The organism is Marivita sp. S2033 (assembly GCF_046592965.1).
In the GTDB taxonomy this organism is placed as follows: domain Bacteria; phylum Pseudomonadota; class Alphaproteobacteria; order Rhodobacterales; family Rhodobacteraceae; genus Marivita.
The window spans coordinates 91829-117351 of record NZ_JBISBV010000008.1 but is presented as its reverse complement, the minus strand read 5'-3'; the positions used below and the strand labels follow the sequence as shown (position 1 = coordinate 117351).

Below are 25523 nucleotides of genomic sequence, written 5' to 3'. Positions count from 1 at the left end.
ATTGCAGTTCTCGACAGTGCGAACCTGCGTTTTTACGGTTCGCGCAGCGCCTCACGGGATTTGTAAAGCGGCTTGAGAAGATATTGCAGAACAGTTTTCTCACCGGTGTGGAGTTCGACCGTCGCCTGCATGCCGGGGCGGATTTCCATGAGGCGCTGACGGTCTGACAGCGATGTTCTGTCTACCTTGACCGTTGCCTTGTAATGCGCCGGAGCGTCCGGGCGGCGCGGGTCTTTGAAGCTGTCTGCAGACACAACGTCGACCCGCCCTTTCAGCGATCCGTAAATGGTGAAATCATAGGCGGACAGCTTGATCGTCGCTTCCTGACCGGGCCGAATTCCTGCAATGTTTTCCGGTGCGACCTTTGCCTCGACATAAAGCTCTTCGCCCAGCGGGATGATCTGAAGGATTTCCTCGCCAGGGCGCACAACGCCGCCGATGGTGGTTACACCCAGCTTGTTGACGACACCGTGCATCGGGCTGGTCAGAACCGTCCGGTCCAATTGATCCTGCGACGAGCGCAGGTTTTGGCGCAAGGTCGCGATCTCTCGCAATGTCTCGGAATATTCCTGTGCGCGGGCCAGTTCGGTCTGGGTGACGATTTCATCCATCTTGATCTGCGCGTCCGCATGCGCCTTGCGCGCGCGGGTCACTTCGATCAGGGCGACAACCTTCTTGTCGAGAAGGTTCTCCATCAACTCTTTCTCGCGCGTTGCCTGATCGAGAACGCGGCGGGCCCCCTCGTGACGCGCGTTGAAATCCAGTTGGCGCGCAGCCAGCAACGCCTCTTCGGACGCCGCCATCTCCGGGCTGCGTTGGCGCAAGTCTTGCGGGATCTCGAACTGCACCAGACCGGCCATTTCCGCCTCGACCCGCAAGCGGCGGATATCCAGTGCCGTGATCTGGTCCTCAAGATCGTCAACGGACGACTTGAATTGGGTGCCGTAAAGACGCGCAAGCACATCGCCGCGCATCACTTCGTCGCCCTCCTTGACAAAAAGTTCGGCCAGAATTCCACCTTCGAGGTTCTGGATGATCTGCGGCCGCGACGTTGAAATGAACTCGCCCTCGGCCCGCACGATCTCGTCAATCCAGGCAAAGGCCGCCCAGATGATGAACAGGCACACGGTGGCCGCAGAGAGCCAGATCACCATGGACGGCCCGCGCAGACGACGACCAAGCTGCGCTGAAAGATCAGTGGTACTGACGGCCACGCCCTAGGCTCCCTGTCCCGAGCGCAGGTGGTTCAATACCTGATCGCGCGGCCCATCGACCACCAGCCGCCCATTGGCCAGAACACTGGTCCGGTCGGCCAGCGCAAGAATCGGCACGCGGTGCGTCGCGACCACCGTGGTGCGATGCGCCAACCATGTCTCCAGCCGCGAAATCAGCGTCTTCTCCAGCGTCTGATCCAGCGCCGCCGTCGGCTCGTCCAGCAAACAGACATCCGGGTCTTGCAACCAAAGACGCGCCCAGCCGATGGACTGACGCTGGCCAACCGACAAACCGTCGCCGCCATCGCGAATGGCCAGGTCAAGTCCTTGCGGATGGCCCTTCACGAACGGTCCAAGACCTGCAAAATCAAGCGCTTCAAACAGGCGCGTATCATCACGTTCCAACATGTTGAGATTGAGATTGTCGCGCAGCGTGCCGTGAAACAGGCGCACGTCCTGCCCCAGATAGCCGATCGAGCGGCGCAGGTCGCGGATGTCGATCTGCCCCATGTCCGTGCCGTCGATCAGGATCGAACCGGATGTCGGCGTGTAAAGCCCCGACAACATCTTGAGCAACGTCGATTTACCCGACCCATTTGTGCCGAGGATGGCCAGGGTCTGACCGGGTTGGATCACAAAACTCGGTATGTCGAGCACGGCCGGGCATTCGGGATCGTATCGGAACGCGACTTCGCGCAATTCAAACCGGCCTTCGAGGTTTGCCCGGCGCAGATATTTCCGTCCTTCGCAGCGGTCTTGCGGCAGGTGCGCAATCCCGTCCAACGCATCAAGCGCCGCCTTGACGTTACCCCAGCGTGCCATGATGCCCGCCAACTGGGTGAGCGGTGCCAATGTGCGCGACGTCAGGATGCCGACCGCAATGATCGAGCCGACCGTAAATTCGCCCGCAAACACAAGATATGTGCCGGCAATCACCGCGCCGACATAGGTGGCTTGTTGAACGCCCTGACTCCAGAATGTCAGCGCGGCGGCCAATCTGCGTTGCTCGGACGATTTGAGCGACTGAACGCTGGTCAATTCTTCCCAGCTACGCCTAAAGCGGTCTTCGGCGCGTTGGGTCTTGATGGTGTCCAGTTCGGTCACGGCCTCGTTCAGGAGCCGCGATTGCTTGGCTGACGCGCCCTGCATGTCCTGCGTGATGCGGATCATCTTCTTCTGCAAAAAGAAACCCGGCACAACCATCAGCACCGCACCTGCCACGAGAACCCAAACCACGCTGCCGGCAATCGACCAGACCATCAGCAGAAATAGCACTATAAACGGAATGTCGGCCAGCGCTCCAACGGTCGAGGCAGTAAAGAATTCACGCACCGAGCCGAACTCGCGCATCGACGCAAAGAGTTGCGACGGCGACCGTCCCGCGACGTCCGAGCGCATCCCGAGAAGCCGGGCAAGCAGCGTCTGCTGCACTCCGGTCTCGATCTGTCGCCCGGCGCCGTCAAGCAAGGTCGAGCGCGCCACCTTCAGAAAGGCCTCCATCATCAGCGCCATGGCCGCGCCAATGGCGAGCACCCAAAGCGTCGCGGTCGATTGGTGCGGGATCACACGATCATAGACCTGCAATGAAAACAACGCGACCGAGACCGCCAGCAGGTTGGCGACAAACGACCCGAGCGCGACCTCACCGAATTGGCGGGTGTAGTTGCTGAAGCTGCCCCAGAACCAATGGGCGTTGTCGCGTGTGGCTCTGTGGGCGTCCACCAGGGTCTGGACCGGCGCTTCGCCGCGCACCAGGACGCCACCGTAGAACGGCGCAAATTCGGCTATGTCGACACGCTCGGTCTTGTTCGAACGCGCCTCATCCCAGATGGTCAGGGTCGTGTGATCCTGCGACAGCACGAGCACGGCCTGTCCATTCTTCATCAAGGCAATTGCCGGCCAATGATCCGGGGTCGGATGCGCGACCTGCACGGCTTGTGCCAACATCCCGGCCGCTTTCGCACCAGCCAGCAGCGCGGATTGGCCAACAGTTCCGTTGGCGTCCTGATGCAAATTGATCGCGTCCTGAATATCGGCGGCGACCGTGGTCAGCCCCATGCGCCCGGCATAGGTCCGGATCAACTCTGTGCGCGCACGAACCCGGTCTGAATAGCGGGGGGCACGGGTCGGCTCATTGGCAGGGGCCGCGCCGTCGGGCACCATGCGCAGCATGGCGTTTCCGGCCCGTCCGGCGTCTACCTTGATATCGGCCAGGCCGCTCAAATCGCCGCTCCGTCCGCGAGAACGCCCAGCCGCTTGGCTCCGTCCAGTTCAGCGCGCGCGGCCTTGAACTTCAAATCCAGCTCTTTTTCCAATGCGCGCAGGAACGTTTCATAGACGCTGACAACGTCCGTCACCTGCCGTGTGCCGGATTCGTATTGAACCTGAAACAGGTCGAGATTGGCTTTCGCCTGCCGGGTAAGACGTGTGGCTTCATCGGCCTGACGCTTCAGCGCGGCGCGCTCGCGGCGGTCAGCCTCTATTGCGCGGTCGGAAATCTCTCGCGCTTCCGTAACCTTTCGCTCGGCGGTCAGCTTGGTGGCGTCAATCGCCTCAAGCGATGCACCGGTGCCGAGACCAAGCATCTGTTCGGCGCTCACACTCAGCGCCATGTTCCTTCCCCGGTCGCGCGAACTCCCTCCGGCCGACAACCCGGGCAGGTGCTGTGCTCGGTCGATCCGGGCGTTGGCAATCTGGCGATCGCGTTCTGCCATCGCGCGCAAGACCGACAGCGCAGTACCGGTCGGTGTTGCCTCCATTCCGTGCAAGCCGCGCACGGCCGATAATGGTGTGGCCGACATTGCATTCAGCTCTGCCATCGCGCGGTCGGTCTTTTCGCGCGCAGCAGCATCGCGGGCGCGCAAATCGGCCAATTTCTGTCGCAACACATTGAGGTCCGAAAAATCAGATACGCCGCCTTTGACGCGTTCGTTCATCACCCATTCGAACTGACCCATATCCTCAAGCGCCTGAGCATAGAGATCCGCCGCCGCCCGGCCCTCCTCGGCCTGAAGGTAAAGGCGCAGACCGTCATGCACGCGGTCGTTGCTGCTTTCTGACAAAGCCACAGCTGCCAGTTCCACATCCGACTTGGCGAGATCGCGCTCGGCTTTCTTGCGGCCATTGTCGAACAACACCTGATTGATCACCAGATCGGCGACAACATCACCCAACGAGGTTAATGAAATGCGGGGCGACAGGGTGGGCAGCCAGTTCTTTGACACCGCTTCGGCGCGCAGTCGGGCGACGTGCAACTCGGCTTCCGCGACGCGCGCATCGGCCGCCAGCACCCCAGCCGCCACTGCCGCATAGGATGACCCCTCAACCAACGCGCTTTGCCGCGCCGCCAGATCGGAGATGATTGGCGATGCGTTCTTTACGTGCGTCCCATCAGGCGCCGCAGCCGTTGCTTCAAACGCACCGGGATCGCCGGCGTTCGGAAAAGCCTGCAAAAAGCGCGCGACCGTCGTGTCACCCACATCCCGCATGCACCCCGACAGGGCCAGTGCAAGAATTGCGCCCGTCATCGCCCTTTTGCCATGCCTCATGTCGTGTGAGCCCCCGCTTGAAGCTTTATTATTGTGTCGGGGCCCGGGCCGTTGCTGCGAACAGCCCGAACATTACGGTGCCGTTCCTTAAATTATGACGCTGGTGATGTCGTCCTCGATCAAGACGGTGGCATCGCCCAAATCATACACATTGTAGGTCTCGCCATTCTCGCTGAGCGTGCCGGTTTTTTGAGCACCGTTGATCCGGACCGTATCATCCGAGTTGCCGACAATCCTGACTTCGTCGGTCCGGTTCGACAGCGCCTTGATCTGGGCTTCGGTCAACTCGAGTGTCGTCTGGTCGGTATATTCGAGGTTGATCGTCTCGATTTCGAACCCGGTAAGGTTACCGGCAACGGTTGTGCTGCTGCTGGTTGTCTTGGAATCGTCCAGAACAACATATGTCCCCGAGGTATTGCCCGCAGCATCGGTCGCCGTCACGACAAGGTGTGATCCGTCCGGAACCGCATTGTCGAAGTTGAAGGCGGTCTGCTGAACGCCTTGAGTCGTAACCGGGCTTTCGTCGAATGCCACGTTTTGCGTCCCGCCACCGACGACGCGATGAATCGCGACGTCTTCGTCGGTTAGGTTCAGCCGGATGGACTCGACCTCCTTGGAGCCGTCAAGCGTGATTGCCGTCATGTCCGGGGCATCCGGGGCCACGTTGTCGACAACCATGTGCTGCGTGATCGATTCCACATTGCCAGCCGCATCTGTCGCCGAGATGCCGATGGAGACATTTTCGCCATTCACCACCGGGATGACACTGGGCGGAACCGCGAGCGACCAGGCACCGCTGGCGGTGACCTGAGCGGCCATCGACTGACCGGCGATGGTGACTGTCACGCTCGACCCCTGCTCCACCTGACCGGTCAGGGTAAAGCCCTGCGCGCTTTCGGCTTCGCCGACAATTCCGTCCGCGCCGCCGGGCGTGGTGGTCGATGTCAGCGGAACGACCTCGGTGTCCACGTTGAACGTCTTGGACGTGGTAGCGGTGTTGCCCGCAGCGTCTTCGGTACTGATCTGGGCCTTTGTCGTGTATGTGCCCGCAGGCAGATCAACCGCGGAATATCCGACAGTCCAGTTGCCCTGTGCATCAACAGTTGCGATGCGGGTAACCCCTTCGAGAACAACCGTGACCGCTCCACCCGGTTCGGTCGTCCCGCTCAGCGTCACACCGCCGCTCAGCTCTGCCGCGTTCACAACGTTGTCGGCCGTCACCGGATTGCCGCTGACCGCGAAATTGCGCACAAACGTGTCGACCATCACACTGTCCGTGCGCGTCAGCGCATTGCCTGCCGCATCGACGGTGTAGGCGGTGATCTGGGCTTCGTACTCGCCGGGGCGAATTTCGCCCGCCTGATAGGTCGCGCTCCAGACCCCGAACCCGTCGGTCTGCACCGTTCTGGACACGCCATCCAGAGTCACATCGACCATCTGGTTCGGCGTTGACGTGCCGGTCAGGGTCACGCCGTCAGACGCTTCGACCTTGTTGACCACATCATCCGTTTCGACCGGATCGGGGCTGATCGTCAAAAGACCGGCGTCGGTGTCGAAGATCACTTCCCGCGTCTCCGTCGCCGTGTTGCCGGCCAGATCGGTCGAGCTGGCGCTCAGGACCGAAACCTGCTCACCGCCCGGCAATTCGCCCGGAAGGAAAGTCACGGTCCAGTTGCCGACGGCGTCCACACTGCCCGCTTTGGAGACGCCGCCAAGGCTGATCGTGACGGTCGCGCCCGGCTCTGTGGTGCCAGTCACCGTCATGCCTTGCGCAGCCTCGTCGGCATTGACGACACCATCGGCACCGCCCGCTTCGCTGGTGATGTCGAAATTGCGCACCGAGGTGTCAAGCCGTACCTCGCCCGACGTGGTGCTGACGTTGCCGACACCGTCGGTCGCGGTTGCGTTGATCGTCAGATCCTGTTCACCGACCGGAATTTCCGTAACGCTGAAAGTCACGGCCCAATTGCCCTGTGCATCGACATTCGCGACACGGGTATAGCCGTTCATTTCAACCGAGACAGACGAGCCCGGATCGGTGGTTCCGGTGATCTCTACCCCGTCGGTGCGCTCGTCGGCGTTGATAATGCCGTCGGTTTCGATGATCGCGGTATTGATCGTCACACCCGAAACGGTGTCGATCTGGATGCCGTCACTGATCGTGGTCGAATTGCTGAAACTGTCCGTCGCGACCACCGAGATGTCCGCGATGTATTCGCCGCGTTCGAAGGTGGAACTGGTCAGCGTAACGCTCCAGTTGCCCTGCCCGTCGACATCCGCGACATGGCTGACGCCACCTGCAATCAACGCGACCGAGGCACCGATTTCGGTGGTGCCTGTTACCGTCGCACCGCCATCGAATTCGCTGTCGGTGATGATCTCGCCAAACGCCGCCGTTCCGCTTGTGATCGCAACCGGCGGTGGCGTGGTGTCGATGATCACGTCCGGACCAGTCAGCACTGTCTCGCCGTCCCCGTTCACCGTGACCGTCGTGACATAAACGCCATCGTCCGGGAAATCCGGCCCCGTGAACGTCACGTCCCATGTGCCATCGTCATCTGTCGTGGTGGTTTGCGTCTTGTCACCGATCACGACGACAACCGTATCGCCAGCGTTTGCGGTTCCGCTCACCAGAACCGTGCGATCCGCGTCGGTCAGGCCATCGCCGCCAATCTTGAATTCGCCATCATTGACCGTGGGGGCAACCCGGCCGCCGCTGTCACCGCCGGAATCGACCAGCCCACCGCCGCCATCGCCGCCGCCGTCGCCGTTCCCTCCGATGACCGCAGCGCCTGCCGCCACGGCAGCGCTCGCGCCCAGAACCGGCAACAGACCACCTCCGGCGAGCAGTCCGGCGGCCAGCATCGACACACCGCCCTCATCGTCGGCCGCGACCATGTCGGCAGCCACCACTTCGGCGCGGTCAAAGAAGATCAGCGCGTCGTCGGGGCTCCACTTGCCCCAAGCAGCCACGTCGCCATACTCGGCAAACAGCGCACCACTATCGCTTTGCGCAAACGTCACCTCGCTGAGGATACCATCTGTACTGATGAACAACCGGCTTGATGCGCCTGCATCAAAGTAATCCTCGAGCACGATCACACGGCCATCTGCCAGTGTGATCTGCAAGTCGTTTCCGGCCCGATCGTACCCCCGCAAATCGGACCGATGCAGATTGAGAGAGACTTCGCGGCCATTGCCAGCGTCGATCAGAGCCCCCTGATTGTCCGCGCCAACCACACCACGTTCCGTCGCACCCGCAGGGGTACGGGTAACGAAATTAATCGCATTCATAACAACACCGCTTTACCTCAATGCCGCCCGTTTTCGGGTTCGGCTTATTTTTGTTCTGATCCAGGCGTAGCCGATAATTCCGGCCCCACAAAGACTGAATTGTCGCGACGATTCCATTTTTTCCAGTGGCGAAGCAAAGTGTTGCGCGAAAATTACGGTCAGAATGTGGTTAAAACGTGGTGATGACGCTGTGCGAAACCGCAGCGTTCTGCGCCGCGAGCCCCATGCGAACCGCCCATGCGCCATCGTCCATACTCACCTCTGGCGCACCGCCGTTGCGGACCAGATCCAGAAACCGCGCGTGTTGATAATAGGTCGAACCGTTGTGATCTCCTGCATCCAGAAGCATCGGATCGACGGGGACTTTCACGATTTGCGGTCCCTTGGGATCACGCGGGCTGGCAATCACCTGCGCCACCGGCGGTGCGCCCAGGTCATCCGGCCAGAACCGGCCCGGACCGGGAACAAGCACCTCGATTTTCCCGTTCGGCCCGACCGCGCTGATCTCCTCCTGATAACGCGACCCTTCTGCGTACATGCACAGTTCCAGCATCGCGCGCGCGCCGTTTTCGAAATCAACCGTCACATAGCCGCTGTCCCAGACATCGGGAGTTTCGCCTGAATAGCTTTCCTCGAGATGGTTCACCATTTGCCCGGCGCTGGCGCTGATCCGCACCGGATCGGCCCCGAGAATAAGCCGCATCAGATCGAAGAAGTGACAACATTTCTCGACAAGCGTTCCGCCGGTGTTCCGGTTGAAGCGGTTCCAGTTTCCGACTTTCGGCAAGAATGGAAATCGGTGTTCGCGGATGCTCAACATCGTCACCCCGCCGGTGACACGCTGCGCCTCCTGAATGAATGTCTGGACGGGTGGCATGTAGCGATATTCCATCGCCACCCAGATCGGCGAAGGATAGCGCGCGGCGATAGCTCCGATCCGCGCGCCGTCGGCGGCCGCGGTAAACAACGGCTTCTCCATCAGCACCGGCAACGGATTGAGCGCTGCGATCTGCTCCAGAGCGTCGACGTGACAATGGTTCGGGCTGGCCACCAACAGGCAATCGAGGCCGTCATGCGCCAGCAGCTCCTCGATGGAGACACACATCCGCGCAGCTGGCGCGATTGCCTGCGCAGCGGCAGCCATGTGCTCATCCGGCTCATAGATCGCGGCGATCCGTGCGCCGTCCAGAAGCGCGATATTGCGAAGATGCTCCTGCCCCATCATGCCGCATCCGATGATGCCATAGTTGACGATGTCCATGATGATCCTTCAGGTGATGCGCGCCACATACGCAGCGACGTTTGTATTGATCCAGTTCCAGGACGCTTCCGCAGATCTCCTGTCCTGCCCGTAGCTGATGCGCGTTGCACAAACGCAGGGCGCACCGGGGCGCAGGCCGAACGCGCCGGGCGCCCAGTTGGGCAGCGGTGCTTGCGCCAGCCTGTCCTCGGCACGCGTGATCCAGAGGCCAAGCGTTTCGCGGTAATAAAGGTAGAGCGACTCGCTCAGCGCCGCCGGATCGACGGTGTCGGTGTACGCCGCGTCGAGCCAGATTTCCTCGAGCACGGCAGGAATACCGTTCAGACGTCTCAATCGGCGAATGCGATGGCCCTCATCGCTTTGCCCGAAAGCGGGCAGCGCCTCGGGCTTGCGGCGGCGTGCGACCGACAAGACCTCTGCGGTTGGCAAACCGCCGCCTTCGTGCAACTCGACACGGAAAAACGCATAGACCGACCGTGCGTCAGGGCGTGCGCGCACATAATTGCCCGAACCCTGGACACGGTCCAGAAAGCCTTGTGTGGTGAGTTCATCAAGCGCCTTGCGCAGAGTGCCGACCGAGATCCCCAACCCGAGCGCCATATCGCGCTCGGGTGGGAGACGCTCTCCATCGACAAGACGACCCGATTGAATATCGCGGATCAGCAATTCGCTGATCTGGACATATTTCGGCAGGGCGTGCGGGTCGGACATTTTGAGATCCATAATTGATACACTATTGATCTACATCAAATCCGATGCTACGCAAGAATTAATGATGCAGCCCGGAGACACCTTATGACGATCGTGCCGATCACCTCTCCCGATCTCGAAGCGGCCGAGGTGTCGTGGTTCGCTGCGCTGTGCTCCGACGATTATGAATTCCTGGGCGTGCCTGATGGCAAGCTGCGGTCAAGCTGGGCGCATTGTTCGTCCATCGTGAAAGAGGCCGAAACGCAGGGATTTCGAAACATCCTGTGCCCGTCCTCCTACCAAGTGGGTCAGGACACGCTGTCCTTCGTTGCGGGTTGCGCGCCGATCACCGACAGCGTCAACATGCTGGCTGCCGTGCGCTGCGGAGAGATGCAGCCGATCATGTTGGCCCGCACCATCGCGACGCTGGATCACATGCTTGAAGGCCGTCTGACTGTGAATATCATTTCCTCGGACTTCCCCGGTGAAAAGGCTGAAAGCGCCTATCGTTACCAACGGTCGCGCGAGGTGGTGGAGATCCTGAAACAGGCGTGGACGAAAGACGAGATCAACCACAAGGGCGAGGTGTACCAATTCGAGGGACTGACGACCGATCCCGCGAAACCTTATCAGACCGGCGGGCCGCTGCTGTATTTCGGCGGCTATTCCCCTGCGGCGCTGGAGCTTTGCGGCGAGCATTGCGATGTCTACCTGATGTGGCCCGAAAAGAAAGACGCGCTGGCCCAGCGCATGAAGGACGTGCACGCCGTGGCCGAACGCTATGGACGCACGCTGGATTACGGCCTGCGGGTTCACGTCATTGTCCGCGACACCGAGGCCGAGGCCCGCGAATACGCGCAGCATATTGTCAGCAAGCTGGATGACGAGCAGGGCCGGAGCATCCGCGAACGTGCGTTGGACTCTGGGTCATTGGGCGTATCGCATCAGGCGAAGAACCGCGAACTGGCCGATATGGAAGGGTTCATCGAACCGCATCTGTGGACGGGTGTCGGGCGTGCGCGATCCGGTTGCGGAGCGGCGCTGGTCGGATCGACCGATCAGGTGTTGTCGGAACTGGAGGCGTATCAAAAGATGGGCATCCGCGCCTTTATCCTGTCGGGATATCCCCATATCGACGAGTGCCGCCATTTCGGCAGCCGCGTGTTGCCGCAGATGAAGACCTGTTCGCTGCCGCACGCCTACGGGCGGGTGCCGCGCACCACGCCTGATACCCCACTTGGAAACGGAGTCCGCCGCTGATGCAACGCGTAAACCTATCCGATGCCGTGGACCTCAGCCGCCTCGTCTATGGCATGTGGCGGCTCGGTGATGACAAGGACACCAGCCCGGAGCATGTCCGAAACAAGATCTCGGCCTGTCTGGATCAGGGCATCACGACGATGGATCAGGCCGACATCTATGGCGGCTACGAGGCCGAGGAACTGTTCGGGGCCGCGCTCACGCCCGACCTGCGCAACAAGATCGAGATCGTCACGAAATGTGGAATCGTCGCGCCTGCCGGCCGCTACGCGGACGCGCGGGTCAAGCATTACGACACCTCGCGCGCGCATATCACGGCATCGGTCGATCACTCGCTGCGGCTGATGGGGATCGAGCATATTGATCTATTATTGATCCATCGCCCCGATCCGATGATGGATCATTCTGAAACGGGCGCCGCGCTTGACGAACTGGTTGCCTCGGGCAAGGTCCGCGCGGTGGGCACGTCGAATTTCCGCCCCTGGGATTGGGAATTGCTGCAATCGGGCATGAACACCCAACTGGTCACCAACCAGATCGAGATCAGCCTGTTGCATCACGCACCCTTCACGAATGGCGATGTTGCCTTCCATCAACGCCAGGCCCAACCGCTCATGGCGTGGTCGCCACTGGGCGGCGGCGCCTTGTTCGATACGCGTCTCTCGGGGCTGCATGGCGCGCTCGATGAAATCGCGAAAGACCAGAACGTCGATATCGCCGCCGTCGCTGTGGCGTGGCTCTTGGCACATCCGGCTTGCATCCTACCTGTTCTCGGCACCAACAATCTGGACCGCATCGCGCGTATCGGCGATGCTGCAAACGTCCAAATCGACCGGGAGACATGGTTTGATCTTTACACCCACGCCCTTGGCCATGAAGTGGCTTGATCTGAACGATGAACGCCTTGACGCATAGTTTCGACCCTGCGCTGGACGACGGCGTCGATTTCCGCAATGCGCTTGGGCAATTCGGAACCGGCGTGACCGTTGTCACCTGTCAGACGGCCACCGGGCCGATCGGAATAACGGCCAACAGCTTTGCCAGCGTCTCGCTCGACCCGCCCCTTGTGCTGTGGGCACCGGCCAAATCATCCGAACGCTATCCGTTTTTCATGGCGGCCGATCATTTTGCCATTCACGTCATCGGCGCGGATCAGGCGAACATGTGCAAGGCTTTTGCGCGCGACGGCAACGCATTCGACCATTTCGACTGGAGCATCGGTGCCAACGACGTGCCATTGATCAACGGCTGCCTCAGCCGGTTTGAATGTACCAAAACCGCGGAACATGATGGCGGAGATCACTCGATCGTCGTGGCACGTGTCCGGCGAGTGACGACCAATAAAGGCGCACCGCTGATCTTTTTCGGCGGTCAGTTCGGAGGCTTTACGGAAGAACCATAAACCGCCCCGGAGCAAGTCAAACGGGGCCAGCCATCGTTACTATGTGGCAGCATACGAGGGAGGAGGCCAGTCATGGCCATTTTGCTGGGGCTTCTCGCCCCGTTGCAAGTCTTCAACGACATCGTTCTGCGCATCGGTCGCGGCATCGGTGTTGTTGCGATCGCGCTGATGGTTGCCGCAATCCTGATGCAGGTGTTCTTCCGCTACGTCCTCAACAATGCCCAGCCCTGGCCGGAAGAGGCGGCGCGCTTCATGATGTTGTGGATGACCGGCCTCATGGCGCCCTCGGCCTACCGTCGTGGCGGGTTTGTCGCCATCGACATGGCTGTTGACGCGCTGCCAAGACGCGTTGGTGAAATCCTGTCATTGATCCTGCTGGTGCTGGCGCTTCTGGTCATGGTGATGGGCATTCAACTGGGTCAGAACCATGTCAAATCAGGTTGGCTGTTCGCGTCCTCCTCGCTCTACCTGCCGCTTGAGCTTGTCGGAATGGTCGGCTTCAAGATCAAACTGGCGTGGATGTACATGTCGCTTTATGTCGGGCTGATCCTGCTCGCCATCGTCAATGTCGAGTTGATCCTACGCACCGTGATCTCGCTGTTTGGCGGTGAGGATCGACTGCGCCCGATGCTCGAAGCAGACCTGGCGGTGAAATGATGCTGATCTGGTTCCTGCCTCTGTTCCTGCTGTTTCTGATGATTGGCCTGCCGGTCTTTTTCGCGCTGCTGGCCGCGCCGGGCATCTTGCTCTTTCTCAACGGTCAGGAGCGCGATCTCGCGCTGCTCTATCGCAACGTCTATAACGGAATGGACAGCTTTCCGCTGATGGCGATCCCGTTTTTCATGCTGGCCGGAGAGCTGATGAACCGCGGCGGCATCACCATGCGCTTGGTCGAATTCTCGCAAGCCATGATGGGCCATCTGCGCGGCGGTCTGGCGCATGTGAACATCCTGTCCTCGATGCTGTTCGCGGGTCTGTCCGGGTCTGCCGTTGCTGACACCTCGGCGCTTGGTTCGATGCTGATCCCGGCGATGGAAAAAGAGGGCTACACCCGCCGTTTCGCCGCCGCGATCACGGCAGCCAGTTCGGTCATCGGCCCGATCATCCCGCCCTCTGGCATCATGATCATCTACGCCTACGTCATGGGCGAGAGCGTCGCCGCGCTTTTCCTCGCAGGCATCATTCCCGGCATTCTCGTCGGACTGGGGCTGATGATCATGGTCAAATTCATGGCCGACAGATACGACTTTCCAGCCAGTCGCGCGAAATCGACCTGGGGCGAAAAAGGCAAGGCCAGCCTGAAGGCGTTTTTCCCGCTTCTGACTCCGGTCATCATCCTTGGCGGAATTCTGGGCGGCGTGTTTACCCCGACCGAAGCGGCAGCGGTGGCCGTCGCCTATGCGCTGATCATCGGTATATTCGTCATGCGCACGCTACGCTTGCGCGAAATACCGGGCGTTCTGCAAAACGCGGCCATGACAAGCGCGGTCGTGCTGCTGCTGGTTGGCGCGGCAATGGCGTTCAAGACCGTTGTCAGCCTCAGCCACGCTCCGGAACAACTGGCCGCGATCATCCTCGGGCTCTCGGACAATCCGCTGATCTTGCTGTTTCTCATCAACCTGCTCTTGTTCATCGTCGGGATGTTTCTCGATGCAGGTCCGGCGATCATCATCCTGGGGCCGATCCTTGGGCCGATCTTCGTCGATCTTGGGATCGACCCCATTCACTTCGCGATCATCATGTCGGTCAACCTGACCGTCGGTCTTGCCACGCCGCCGATGGGATTGGTGCTGTTCGTGGCAAGCTCTGTTTCGGGTGAAAAGGTCCAGACGATCGCGCGTGCCATTCTCCCGTTTCTCGCCATCGAGATCGTGGTAATCTTTCTCATCACCTTCATCCCAGACCTCTCCATGGCAATCCCGCGTCTGACCGGGTTTGCGGATTGATCCAACCACTTAGCAACCAAAAAAACAGGGAGACCAACAATGCTGAAAAAACTGACCAAAGCGGCACTCACGGCCGCACTGCTGACCGGCAGTGCCATTTCGGCCGCGGCACAGGATTTCACCATCCGTGCAACGGCAAATTCCAACGAGAATGACGAGGACTACGACGGTCTCGTCGTGTTCAAGAACTATGTGGAAAACGCGTCAAACGGGCGCATCGCGGTTGAACTTTTCATCGGCACGCAACTTTGCGCCGGCGGCGCAGAGTGCCTTCAAGGGGTCGCAGACGGTACGATTGATGTGTTCGTCACAACCTCGGGCGGAGCTGCGGGGATCTTTCCCTACGTTCAGGTGCTCGACCTGCCCTACCTGATGTCGGACGACCGCGTGGCCGAGCATGTCTTGTCGGGCGATTTCACCCGCAAGATGCGGGATATGGCGCTTGCCGACAGCGGCGATGCGATCCGCATCATGACCATCGGAAATACCGGCGGCTGGCGCAACTTTGCCAACACGCAAAAACGCGTGACCAAACCCGAAGATCTCGCCGGCATGAAAATCCGCACCGTGGTCGCCGATCTGCCGCAGGAGCTGGTCAAGACGCTCGGGGCGTCACCGACACCGATCAGCTGGCCGGAGCTGTTTACCTCGTTGCAGACCGGCGTTGTCGAGGGCTCGAAAAACGGCATCACCGACATCATGAACATGAAGTTTCCCGATGCCGGTTTGAACTATGTCACGCTGGACGGTCACGCCTACATGGGCGCGATCTGGGTGATGAACAATCAGGCGTTCCTCGGTCTTCCCGAAGACTTGCGCCGGGTCGTCGTGGACGGGTTTGCCGCGCTGCAACAGGCGACGTTTGCATCGCCCAAGCGCAAGTCGATCCAGGCGTATCAGGACTTTGTCGATGGCGGCGGAGATCTTTACGTTCCCACACCTGACGAAAAGGCCGCGTTCCGCGACGCAGCCGAGCCGGTTTACGAGTGGTTTCAAAGCAACGTCAAAGGTGGAGAGGAGATCTTCACAGCACTCACCGAAGCCGTCGATCAGGCTGAAGCAGAGCTCAGCGAGGCCTATGAGGCGGATCTCAACTGAGCCGCGTTACAATCCTACCGCCAAGCCATGTCGCAATGGCTTGGCGCTGTGGCTTAACAGCAGCGTTTGCCGCCATAATCCTGCCCAATCGGCACGCTAGGCTGGCGCTATCTGAACGGGTAAAGCCAGACCCTGTAATCATCCACGAGCTGCTGCGCATGTTCGATCTGATCCGGCGTCATTTTCTTGATCACTTCCTCGACCGAAAGCGCCGCGTCGGGATCGCCGCCGATGGTGGAGAGCTGATACCACATGAAGGCCCGCACAAGATCGGGAGATGGTACGCCAAGACCCGTCTCGTAATACCAACCGACGCCGGACTGCGCTCCGGCATGTCCCTTCATCGCCGCACGCAGATACCATTCGAACGCGCGAACATAGTCTTGCTCGACGCCAAGGCCCATTGCGTACATCACGCCAATCAACTCTTCGGCTTCGGCATTGCCCGATCGTGCCGCAGGCCAAAGCGCGTCATGCGCTTCGGCAAAACGCCCCTCTTCCATCAAATCGCGCGCCTCTTCGATATCGGCAAAAGCCGCACCCGCGATCAGCGCAAACAAGGTGATCCATCGCACGCGCGTCATCTCGGTTTGATCTCCGGTCTACTTCTCGTCGCACCCGCCGCAATCGCGCAACCGATCACGGCCGAGGATTTCCTGTCCTTCGATGCGGATCAGGCGCGGCTGGGTCAACTGCTTTTTTATGACAAGATCCTGAGCGGGAACCGGAACATCGCCTGCGGCACCTGTCACCATCACGATTTGGGAAGTGCCGACGGCCTGTCCCTCGGCATCGGCGAGGGAGGGAGCGGGCTTGGCCCCAAGCGCACGGCCGGCGATGGTTCGACCCGAATTCGCAAACGTATCCCGCGCAACGCCCCGGCGTTGTGGAATCTCGGCCACCGAGACATTCGCGTGATGTTTCATGACGGGCGACTGATGCCGTCGGACCTTTACGGCAACGGCTATGACAGCCCGGCTGACGAATGGCTGCCACAAGGGCTGACATCCCTGCTCGCGGCGCAGGCGCTGTTCCCGATGACATCGCAGTTCGAAATGGCCGGCAATCCGAGCGAAAACGAAGTCGCCGGCGCCGTCCATGACCGGATCGACAAAGCCTGGCCGATCCTTGCCAAACGGGTGCGCACCATTGCGGACTATGGCGCGATGTTTGTGAGCGCGTTCGATCACATCGACCGCTCCGAGGATGTCACGATCGTTGACATCGGCAACGCGCTGGCGGCGTTCATCGGAACCGAATGGGCCAATTTCGACAGCCCCTATGACGCCTTTCTCACCGAGGGCACGCCGCTTCCGGCGGACGCGGAGCGCGGCCGTCAGCTGTTCTTTGGCGATGCCGGATGCGTGCGGTGCCACAATGGGCCGTTGTTCACCGATCAGGAATTTCACGCGATGGCCCTGCCGGCTTTTGGCCCGGGTCGCACCCGCGCCTGGGATCCGGCTCCGCGGGATGTTGGACGCATGGGCGCCACGGACGACCTGGAGGACGCCTATCGGTTTCGCACACCCGGCCTGCGCAATGTCGCGCTGACCGCGCCCTACGGGCACAATGGAGCCTATGACAACCTGCTCGACATGGTCCGCCACATGGCAGACCCGCTCGGGGCGCGCGCAAGATGGACCCGTGACAAGGCCCGGCTGCCGGACGTTCCCTGGTTGAGCGAGATTGATTTCATCATCCAATCGGACAGGTTGGAAATGGAGCGTCAGGCGTCTTTTGTCGATGCCGAACCCGTGCCGCTCACCGACATCGAAATTGATGACATCGTCGCGTTCCTGCACAGCTTGACCGGCAAAACTGCACGACAGCGCCCGTTGGGCCGACCCGAGACAGTGCCAAGCGGTCTGCCGGTCGACTGATCGCTCATTGCGGCTCTAGGACGCCTTGAGGAATTCCTTGATCACAGGTTGCTTGGCCGGCTTTTTTGCAAGCGTCTGCAAAAGCTCCGCAAGCTCCGGCTCGTTCACGCGCTTCGCCGCACCCTTGGCACTGAACCATTTGCGGGTTCGTTCATCGCGCTCTTTCCAGTTGCGCTTCAACCGCTCGACCATCATCGGATAGACGTCAACCTTGCACTTGAGCGCACTGCCATCGTCAAGCTTCTTGCGGTAGGTATATGTGCCGATCACCTCGTGCCCGATATATCCCAAGGCACCGGCTTCTTCCAACGCCTCGATTTCGGCCGCAGTCCAGGGTTTCTTTCCATCCATGGTCCAGCCCTTGGGCATGATCCACCGGCCCGTATCGCGGGACGTCACCATGAGAATCTGAAACTTTCCGCCTTTTGTCCAGCGCATCGGAAGCGCCGCAATCTGTTTGCCAATCTTCGCCATGTCGCTTACGCAATCTGTTTTTTTACTGCTACACTCATAAGATAGGGGACTCTTTCAAATTCTGCAAATCTCGCGCAGGTTTTGCGTATGGGCGGTTCTTCAGGCCGGCGCGTCGCATTTCGGCAATCGTTGTAAAACAGCGTCACGCGATGGGCGGACCAGCTCCGGCAGATCCTGCAGAACCTCGTCCATCACTTCCGCGCTGCTTTCGGCCACCTCGCAGGAATAGGTAGCGAAGGTTCCGTCTGGATGGTCTGCCTGCCAGTCCCGGAAATCGCGCGCTTCGAACGCGATTGCAGCGCCACCTCCGACAAAGGGCACCGCAACCAACAACCGGCGCAACCGCGCCTTTGCTTTCGTTTTCGATACCGCCTTGGCCATGTCCTTGCGATGGCGCAGCGCGGTCGCCGTCGCGCTTGCCGTCAAGGTGGCTACCTGTGCGGTCAGGGTCACAGCCTGCACTCCAAGCGCAATCGTGCTGATTGCCAGCGCTCCGCACAACCACATCAAAACGACGGTTGATCGGAGAAATCGAAGAACCCGGAACATCTTTCGCCTCAACAGTTTGACACGCACTCAGCGGTTCAATCCGCGTTTTGTCGCCACGTATAGTACAACACAGCTGCCGGTCCCGCTATTCAAATCCTGAACCGGTATCGCCAGATAATTTACGCGCGTAAATATTTCTGGAAAGCGCGCAGGGTTCCGGCTATTCAAAGCAAGGCGCAGCAAAGGAACTGGGATGTTTATTGGCTTGGACCTTGGAACTTCCGGCTTGAAAGCGGTCTTGATGGACGATGGGGGCAACGTTCTGGCGTCTGCCGCCGCCTCGTATCCCAATCCGCACCCCCATCCCGGTTGGTCCGAGCAGCACCCTCAGGATTGGATCGACGCGTGCACCAAGGTCATGGACCGTCTCAAAGCGGCTGATCCATCTGCCATCGGCAGCGTGCGTGCCATTGGCTTGAGCGGTCAGATGCATGGAGCGACATTGATCGACGAGGCCGGAAAAGTGCTTCGTCCGGCTGTGCTGTGGAACGACACCCGCGCGTATGATGAGGCAAAGGTGCTGGATCACGATCCTCAGATGCGCGAGATTACCGGCAATATCGTCTTTCCCGGATTCACGGCACCAAAGCTTCTGTGGCTCGAAAAGAACGAACCCGAATTGTTCGCCAGGATCCACAAGGTTTTGTTGCCGAAGGACTATCTGCGGTTCTGGCTGACCGGCGAGTACGCCACCGAAATGTCCGACGCCTCCGGCACCGCGTGGCTTGACGTTGGCGGGCGCAGATGGTCCGAAACGGCCTTGACGTTAAGCCATATGCACCTCGACCAGATGCCCGCGCTCTATGAGGGCACGGAAGTCACCGGCCAGTTGCGTCCATCGCTTGGGGCCCAGTGGGGGATCACAGGTGCGGTCGATGTTGTCGGCGGCGGCGGTGACAATGCGGTGGCGGCCTGTGCGACGGGCTGTCTTTCGGAAGGTCAGGGCTTTGTTTCACTGGGGACATCCGGAGTGCTTCTGGCCGCAAAGAACACCTGTGCCCCCGCCCCTCAGACAGCCGTCCATACATTTTGCCACGCGGTGCCCGACCGGTGGTATCAGATGGGCGTGATCCTTGCTGCGACGGACAGCCTGAACTGGCTGTCGCGGACACTGGATCAGGATGCAGCGACCCTTGCCAACAGCTTGCCGGACACCATTGACGGTCCTGCCGACCTGCTGTTTCTGCCATATCTTTCGGGCGAGCGCACGCCGCACAACAATGCCCATGTTCGGGGTGCATTTATCGGACTCGACATTTCCCACGGCCCCAAAGACATGACTCAAGCGGTGATGGAGGGGGTCAGCTTTGCGCTTGCTGATTGCCTTGACGCGTTGCGATCCACAGGAACCTCCCTGCGAAGTTTGCTTGCTCTTGGCGGTGGTACACGCTCGGCATTCTGGTGCGAAACCATCGCGACAGCGCTGAACCTGCCGCTCGACCTTCCGGCAAGCGGGGAGTATGGCGCTGCCTCCGGGGCCGCCCGGCTCGCAATGGCATCCCAAACCGGACAGTCCGTCGAGGCCATCATGTCGCCACCGCCAATTGGCCGCACCATTGATCCGCGGCCTGAATTGGCAGACCGCTACGCCGCGCAATGGGCCAGATACCGGCGCTTGTATCAAGCGGTAACGGTTTAGAAAGCGCCCTATCTCAAAGACTGCAACAGCGCTTGTGACGGTGTCCCGGTGACCGGCAGACCACGCCGCGCCTCGTAAGCCCGGATCGCGGCTTCGGTATTTGCTCCGATGACGCCATCCGCGCCGCCGGTGTCGAAGCCGCGCGCGGTCAGACGTTGCTGGAGGGCGATCCGGTCGTCTTTGGTGAGACCGTTGGCATCCGGCGGGAAACTGGCGCGCAACGGTCCACCGCCGCCAATCCGGTCGGCCAGATGTCCAACGCCGATCGCGTAGGCATCCGAATTGTTGTAGCTCTTAATCACCCTGAAATTGCCGGTTGTCACAAATCGCGGCCCGCCGGCTTGGGGCTGAATGACAGAGCCCGAGGCAGCAATGCTGCCGACTTCGCCACCCCAAGGCACGCCGCGCGTCCAGCCTTTGCGCTTGAGATAGGCCGCGGCCGACGCCAGCGCGTCGCTTGGATCGTCGGACCAGATATCCCTCCGCCCGTCCCCGGTGTAGTCGACGGCAAACTGCAAGTACGACGTTGGAATGAACTGTGTGTGTCCCATCGCACCGGCCCAGCTGCCGGTCATGCGCGCCGGTGTGGTGTCGCCGTTCTGCAAGATGCGCAAAGCCGCGATCAGCTGTTTTTCAAAGAACTGACCGCGCCGCCCGTCAAAGGCCAAGGTCGAGGTGGCCGAGATCACCGGCACCTGTCCGCGCCGTTCTCCGTAAAAGCTCTCAAGCCCCCAGATTGCCGTGATGATGCGGGCATCCACACCATACTGCTCCTCAAGAGCGCGCAATGTGCCGTTATGGCGCGCGAACGCCGCCCTTCCCTTTTGCACGCGTTCATCGGACGTAGCGATCGACAGGTAATCCTCAAGCGAGCGCTTGAATTCGGTCTGGTTGCGATCCCGCGTCACGACGCCGGGCAAATATCCCGCGCCGCGAAACGCTGCTCTCAGAGTGTCTTGCGATATCCCTTGCGAGGCCGCACGGTTTTGGAAGGCGAGCACCCATTGATCGTAAGCCGGGTTTGGCACCGGACGCAAATCTGCCGGTAGATCGCTGGGGCCGCGGGCTGATACGCCGCGCGCCAGACCGTTGGAACAGCCTGAAAGGCCGACACTCAAAAGTCCAAGTCCGAAAATTCGTCGATCCATCCGCATCACTCTGCTCCGCCATTCTGCGTTTTTCCGCCATTCTGCGGCGAAGCTCGACCAAGCACAATGCGAGACTGGAGCGGTTCAGGGTTTCGACGCAATCCCGCCAAACAAACGACGCTCAAAAGAAAACCCCCGCACCATCGGATGCGGGGGTTTAACATGTTCAGACTGTCGAGTTCGATCAGTCGTCGTCGCCCTTGAGCGCCGCACCAAGGATATCGCCGAGCGATGCACCGGAGTCCGAGGAACCGTACTGCTGTACCGCCTCTTTTTCTTCGGCAATCTCGCGCGCCTTGATCGACAGGCCCAGACGGCGGGTCTTGCTGTCCACGTTGGTCACGCGGACATCGACCTTGTCACCGACATTGAAACGCTCGGGGCGCTGCTCTGCACGGTCACGCGAAAGATCTGAGCGGCGGATGAAGGACTTCATGCCCTCATATTCCACTTCGATCCCGCCATCTTCGATGGAGGTGACCTGAACGGTGATGATCGAACCGCGCTTAGTGCCGCCAACCGCTTCGGCGAACTTGTCGCCACCCAGCGCCTTGATCGACAGCGAGATACGCTCTTTCTCGACATCGACTTCGGTGACAACGGCCTGAACCACGTCGTTCTTGTGGTAGCTCTGGATCGCGTCTTCGCCACGCTCGTCCCATGACAGGTCGGAGAGGTGAACCATGCCGTCGATGTCGCCGTCGAGGCCGACGAACAGACCGAATTCGGTGATGTTCTTGACTTCGCCTTCGACCTCGGTGCCCTCGGGGTGTGTTTCTGCAAACACTTCCCACGGGTTGCGCATGGTCTGCTTGAGACCAAGGCTGACACGTCGTTTCGCCTGATCGATCTCGAGAACCATGACCTCAACCTCTTGCGAGGTGGACACGATCTTACCAGGATGCACGTTCTTCTTGGTCCAGCTCATCTCGGAGACGTGGACAAGACCTTCGACACCCGGCTCCAGCTCAACAAATGCGCCGTAATCGGTGATGTTGGTCACGCGACCTGTATGCGTGGATTCCAGCGGATACTTGGCAGCAACCAGATCCCACGGATCTTCCTGCAACTGCTTCATACCGAGGGAAATACGGTGCGTTTCCTTGTTGATCTTGATGACCTGAACCTTGACGGTCTCGCCGATGGCAAGGATTTCCGACGGGTGGTTCACACGGCGCCAGGCCATATCGGTCACGTGCAACAGGCCGTCAACGCCACCCAGATCGACAAACGCGCCGTATTCGGTGATGTTCTTGACCACGCCGTCAACAGCCTGACCTTCGGTGAGGTTGCCGATAACTTCGGCGCGCTGCTCGGCACGGCTCTCTTCGAGGATCGCACGGCGCGACACAACGATGTTGCCACGGCGGCGGTCCATCTTGAGGATCTGGAACGGCTGCTTGAGACCCATGAGCGGGCCTGCATCGCGCACGGGGCGGACATCAACCTGAGAACCGGGCAGGAACGCAACAGCGCCGCCCAGATCAACAGTGAAGCCGCCTTTGACACGACCAAAGATCGCGCCTTCGACACGCGCGTCGTCGGCATAGGCTTTTTCAAGACGATCCCATGCTTCCTCGCGACGGGCCATTTCGCGGGAGATGACCGCTTCGCCGCGCGAGTTTTCAGCAGAGCGCAAATACACTTCGACCTCGTCACCGACAGAAATGTCGGGCGCTTCGCCGGGGTTTGCAAATTCCTTGAGATCGACGCGGCCTTCCATCTTGTAGCCAACATCGATAATGGCCTGGCCCGCTTCGACAGCGATGACCTTGCCTTTGACGACAGACCCTTCATCGGGTGTGTCCATTTCGAGGCTCTCGTTGAGCATTGCCTCGAAGTCTTCCATAGATACGTTCTGAGCCATGTGGCGTCTTTTTCCTTTACGAGTCATTTAACTGGCCGTGCGGTTGTCTCCGCCGGTCTGGGTTGATGTCCGCCTTGGGCGAAACAGGTTGGTCAAGGCTGTCGCAAAACAAGAAGGGCCGGTGATTGCCGACCCCTGCCCGATCTTGTCTTGCGGCATTTCATGCCTTTCTACGACGCGCGGGCTATACCGCGTGTCGCGCGCGGGTTCAAGCCTATACGCGTGCCGCCGACAAATCCCGGCAGGCCTTCGCGCAGTCTGTGCGCTAAAGTCGCGCTTGAACAGCCTCGATCGCTGCCGCAACGGCCGCGTCGATATCCATATCGGACGTATCGATGACAACCGAGTCAGCGGCAGCCTTCAGCGGCGCGTCGGCGCGTGTCGAGTCGCGGTGGTCGCGGGCTTTGACATCCGCAAGCACCCGCGCGAAGTCGGTCGATGCGCCGCGTTCCTGCAATTCGGCGAACCGTCTTCGGGCACGCACTTCCGCGTTGGCGGTGACAAAAAGCTTGGCCTCGGCATTGGGACAGATCACCGTTCCGATATCGCGCCCGTCAAGCACCGCACCGCCGTCCCGGCGCGCAAACTCGCGCTGAAACGTCAGCAGCGCGGCGCGCACTTCCGGCAGAACAGCAACTTCAGACGCCGCCTGCGCCACCTCGGCACTGCGCAACGCGGAGTTTTCAAGATCCTCCGCCTGCAATGCCTGCGCGGCTGCACCTGGTGTTTCACCGGCCAGCATCCGCGCGCCAACGGCCCGGTAGAGCAATCCCGTATCCAGATGTGCGGCACCAAAATGCGCAGCCACGGCCTTGCTGATGGTTCCCTTTCCGGCAGCGGCAGGCCCATCAATGGCAATCGTGAACGCCGCCATTATTCCGATTTCCTGAAAGTCATGTAATGCGGAACGCGACCCTCGCGCAGAGCCTTTTTCTCATACCGCGTGGAGATCCAGTCATCCCACGCCACGCGCCAGTCAGCGGGCGTTTCCGCCAACCATTCAAAGCCGGCCCTTGGCACTTCGATCATCGTTTGACGAACGTAATCGGGGATGTCGGTTGCCACCCGAAACTCTGCCCCCGGAGCCATCACCGATGCCAGCGGATCAAGATGTTCGGGCGTCACGAACCGTCGCCGGTGATGCCGTTTCTTGGGCCAGGGATCGGGATAAAGCAGGAATGCCTTGTCAATCGAGCCTGTCGGCAACACGTCAAACATGTCGCGCGCGTCACCGGGAAACACCCGCAGGTTTGTCACCCCGGCATCGCGCACCTTGGCCAAAAGCATCGCCACACCGTTGATGAAGGGCTCGCAGCCGATGATGCCGACATCCGGGTTCTGTTGTGCCTGATGCACAAGATGTTCTCCACCGCCAAACCCGATCTCGAGCCATACCGGTTTACCGCCAAACAGCGTCATCAGATCAAGAGGATTGCGGTCGGGATTTTCCTCCCACGTCACCGCGCCGGGGCTGAGTTTGGCCAGATCCTCGTCCAGAACAATCTCTTGCGATTTGCGCAGGGTCTTGCCTTTGAAACGGCCATAAAAGTTGCGCCACGGCGCGCCGGAGGGGTGCTTGGTATCCGTCATGGCGCGCGGTTTAGCGTGGTGCACCTTGGGCTGCAATCTTCATTCGCCACCGGTGACGGTCAGTCCCAGCATACGCCAAACCTGCATTCCGCCGCGATAGTAAAAGATACGATCCACCGGAAACCCTGCTTCGATCATGTTGCCGATCGCGGTCGGCGATTGACCACACCAAATGCCGTTGCAGAATAGCGCGACACGTTTGGCATCCGAACAATCCCAGCCGTCGAAATCGGGCTCGCATCCCATTTGCCCGAGTTCGTCAAGAACGTAGGTGTAGGGGATGTTGACCGCACCCGGGATTGTGCCGCCCTGAAACCAGTCGGGTGTCCGACTGTCCACCACAACGGCTTCGGGGTCTTGTAACATCGCGATCAGCTCCAATTCCCCGATCGTGGTCACCCCGGGCGCCGGACTGATTGGCTGGATGCAAAATTCCGGACATGGCCGGGAGGTGCGCGCCCACTCGCCCGACACTTCGTGGTCGCTATCCTGAATGCGCGATATCTCCACCGGCCCGCTTCGTGTCTCGACCGTGACAGACGCGATGTCCTTGGTGATCCGGACCTGCGTTTCGGCAAGTGCCGGTGTCGCAAACCCCACCAAGACAACCATCAATCGAATTATTTTCATCGCCGCATCCTCCCGGAAAGGTTTCCCGAGTCA

The 25523-nt window shown here is 60.4% G+C and carries 22 protein-coding genes; 8 read left to right on the top strand and 14 right to left on the bottom strand.

The window, feature by feature from the left end:
* Positions 1-32: 32 nt before the first annotated feature.
* The 6 genes from ACGKZZ_RS13940 to ACGKZZ_RS13915 all read right to left on the bottom strand — a co-directional run bounded on the left by ACGKZZ_RS13940 (position 33) and on the right by ACGKZZ_RS13915 (position 10028).
* Positions 33-1154, bottom strand: a complete 1122-nt coding sequence (locus ACGKZZ_RS13940) for an HlyD family efflux transporter periplasmic adaptor subunit (protein ID WP_411224202.1) — start codon at positions 1152-1154, stop codon at positions 33-35.
* Positions 1155-1217: 63 nt separating this feature from the next.
* Positions 1218-3386 (bottom strand): type I secretion system permease/ATPase, encoded by a 2169-nt coding sequence (locus ACGKZZ_RS13935; RefSeq protein WP_411224201.1) that lies wholly within the window; start codon positions 3384-3386, stop codon positions 1218-1220.
* Between the two features lie 47 nt (positions 3387-3433).
* Entirely contained in the window at positions 3434-4741 is a 1308-nt protein-coding gene (locus ACGKZZ_RS13930) for a TolC family protein (RefSeq protein WP_411224184.1), read from the bottom strand.
* 108 nt (positions 4742-4849) lie between these two features.
* Positions 4850-8056, bottom strand: coding sequence for an Ig-like domain-containing protein (locus ACGKZZ_RS13925; protein WP_411224183.1), 3207 nt, complete (start codon positions 8054-8056; stop codon positions 4850-4852).
* A gap of 169 nt (positions 8057-8225) precedes the next feature.
* Entirely contained in the window at positions 8226-9320 is a 1095-nt protein-coding gene (locus tag ACGKZZ_RS13920; RefSeq protein ID WP_411224200.1) for a Gfo/Idh/MocA family protein, read from the bottom strand.
* Positions 9321-9326: 6 nt separating this feature from the next.
* Complete coding sequence (locus ACGKZZ_RS13915; protein ID WP_411224182.1) at positions 9327-10028, bottom strand: GntR family transcriptional regulator; 702 nt, start codon at positions 10026-10028, stop codon at positions 9327-9329.
* An 84-nt stretch (positions 10029-10112) separates the two neighbouring features.
* Here ACGKZZ_RS13915 and ACGKZZ_RS13910 point away from each other — a divergent pair, with 84 nt between their 5' ends.
* The 6 genes from ACGKZZ_RS13910 to dctP all read left to right on the top strand — a co-directional run bounded on the left by ACGKZZ_RS13910 (position 10113) and on the right by dctP (position 15713).
* The gene (locus ACGKZZ_RS13910) at positions 10113-11267 is read left to right on the top strand and encodes an LLM class flavin-dependent oxidoreductase (RefSeq protein ID WP_411224181.1); all 1155 of its coding nucleotides are present in this window, start codon (positions 10113-10115) and stop codon (positions 11265-11267) included.
* A complete protein-coding gene (locus ACGKZZ_RS13905) occupies positions 11267-12154 on the top strand; it encodes an aldo/keto reductase family oxidoreductase (RefSeq protein ID WP_411224180.1) in 888 nt (295 codons plus the stop codon). Before ACGKZZ_RS13910 ends, ACGKZZ_RS13905 begins: the two co-directional genes overlap by 1 nt.
* 8 nt (positions 12155-12162) lie before the next feature.
* On the top strand, positions 12163-12669 hold the full coding sequence (locus tag ACGKZZ_RS13900) for a flavin reductase family protein (protein WP_411224179.1): 507 nt from the start codon (positions 12163-12165) through the stop codon (positions 12667-12669).
* A gap of 72 nt (positions 12670-12741) precedes the next feature.
* Entirely contained in the window at positions 12742-13326 is a 585-nt protein-coding gene (locus ACGKZZ_RS13895; protein WP_411224178.1) for a TRAP transporter small permease, read from the top strand.
* On the top strand, positions 13326-14615 hold the full coding sequence (locus ACGKZZ_RS13890) for a TRAP transporter large permease (protein ID WP_411224199.1): 1290 nt from the start codon (positions 13326-13328) through the stop codon (positions 14613-14615). Before ACGKZZ_RS13895 ends, ACGKZZ_RS13890 begins: the two co-directional genes overlap by 1 nt.
* A gap of 39 nt (positions 14616-14654) precedes the next feature.
* A complete protein-coding gene (gene dctP / locus ACGKZZ_RS13885) occupies positions 14655-15713 on the top strand; it encodes a TRAP transporter substrate-binding protein DctP (protein WP_411224177.1) in 1059 nt (352 codons plus the stop codon).
* Between the two features lie 107 nt (positions 15714-15820).
* Here the strand turns inward: dctP and ACGKZZ_RS13880 are convergent, their stop codons facing one another.
* A complete protein-coding gene (locus tag ACGKZZ_RS13880) occupies positions 15821-16297 on the bottom strand; it encodes a tetratricopeptide repeat protein (RefSeq protein WP_411224176.1) in 477 nt (158 codons plus the stop codon).
* Here ACGKZZ_RS13880 and ACGKZZ_RS13875 point away from each other — a divergent pair.
* Positions 16187-17593 (top strand): cytochrome-c peroxidase, encoded by a 1407-nt coding sequence (locus ACGKZZ_RS13875; protein ID WP_411224175.1) that lies wholly within the window; start codon positions 16187-16189, stop codon positions 17591-17593. The two genes, ACGKZZ_RS13880 and ACGKZZ_RS13875, sit on opposite strands and share 111 nt — an antisense overlap.
* Positions 17594-17608: 15 nt before the next feature.
* Here the strand turns inward: ACGKZZ_RS13875 and ACGKZZ_RS13870 are convergent, their stop codons facing one another.
* Complete coding sequence (locus ACGKZZ_RS13870) at positions 17609-18031, bottom strand: NUDIX hydrolase (protein WP_411224174.1); 423 nt, start codon at positions 18029-18031, stop codon at positions 17609-17611.
* Between the two features lie 135 nt (positions 18032-18166).
* Positions 18167-18616 carry a hypothetical protein gene (locus ACGKZZ_RS13865; RefSeq protein WP_411224173.1) on the bottom strand — a complete coding sequence of 150 codons (450 nt, stop codon included), beginning with the start codon at positions 18614-18616 and terminating at the stop codon, positions 18167-18169.
* Between the two features lie 193 nt (positions 18617-18809).
* Between ACGKZZ_RS13865 and xylB the strand changes: the two genes are divergently transcribed.
* Positions 18810-20255 carry a xylulokinase gene (xylB, locus tag ACGKZZ_RS13860; protein ID WP_411224172.1) on the top strand — a complete coding sequence of 482 codons (1446 nt, stop codon included), beginning with the start codon at positions 18810-18812 and terminating at the stop codon, positions 20253-20255.
* Between the two features lie 8 nt (positions 20256-20263).
* Here the strand turns inward: xylB and ACGKZZ_RS13855 are convergent, their stop codons facing one another.
* The 5 genes from ACGKZZ_RS13855 to ACGKZZ_RS13835 form a co-directional block, all read right to left on the bottom strand.
* Positions 20264-21409 carry a lytic murein transglycosylase gene (locus ACGKZZ_RS13855; protein WP_411224171.1) on the bottom strand — a complete coding sequence of 382 codons (1146 nt, stop codon included), beginning with the start codon at positions 21407-21409 and terminating at the stop codon, positions 20264-20266.
* Positions 21410-21587: 178 nt separating this feature from the next.
* Positions 21588-23270 carry a 30S ribosomal protein S1 gene (gene rpsA, locus ACGKZZ_RS13850; protein WP_411224170.1) on the bottom strand — a complete coding sequence of 561 codons (1683 nt, stop codon included), beginning with the start codon at positions 23268-23270 and terminating at the stop codon, positions 21588-21590.
* 265 nt (positions 23271-23535) lie between these two features.
* Positions 23536-24144: a (d)CMP kinase gene (locus ACGKZZ_RS13845; protein ID WP_411224169.1), complete on the bottom strand. Its 609-nt coding sequence runs from the start codon at positions 24142-24144 to the stop codon at positions 23536-23538.
* Positions 24144-24860 carry a tRNA (guanosine(46)-N7)-methyltransferase TrmB gene (trmB, locus tag ACGKZZ_RS13840; protein WP_411224168.1) on the bottom strand — a complete coding sequence of 239 codons (717 nt, stop codon included), beginning with the start codon at positions 24858-24860 and terminating at the stop codon, positions 24144-24146. Before trmB ends, ACGKZZ_RS13845 begins: the two co-directional genes overlap by 1 nt.
* Before the next feature lie 39 nt (positions 24861-24899).
* Entirely contained in the window at positions 24900-25490 is a 591-nt protein-coding gene (locus ACGKZZ_RS13835) for a rhodanese-like domain-containing protein (protein WP_411224167.1), read from the bottom strand.
* Between the last annotated feature and the right edge of the window lie 33 nt (positions 25491-25523).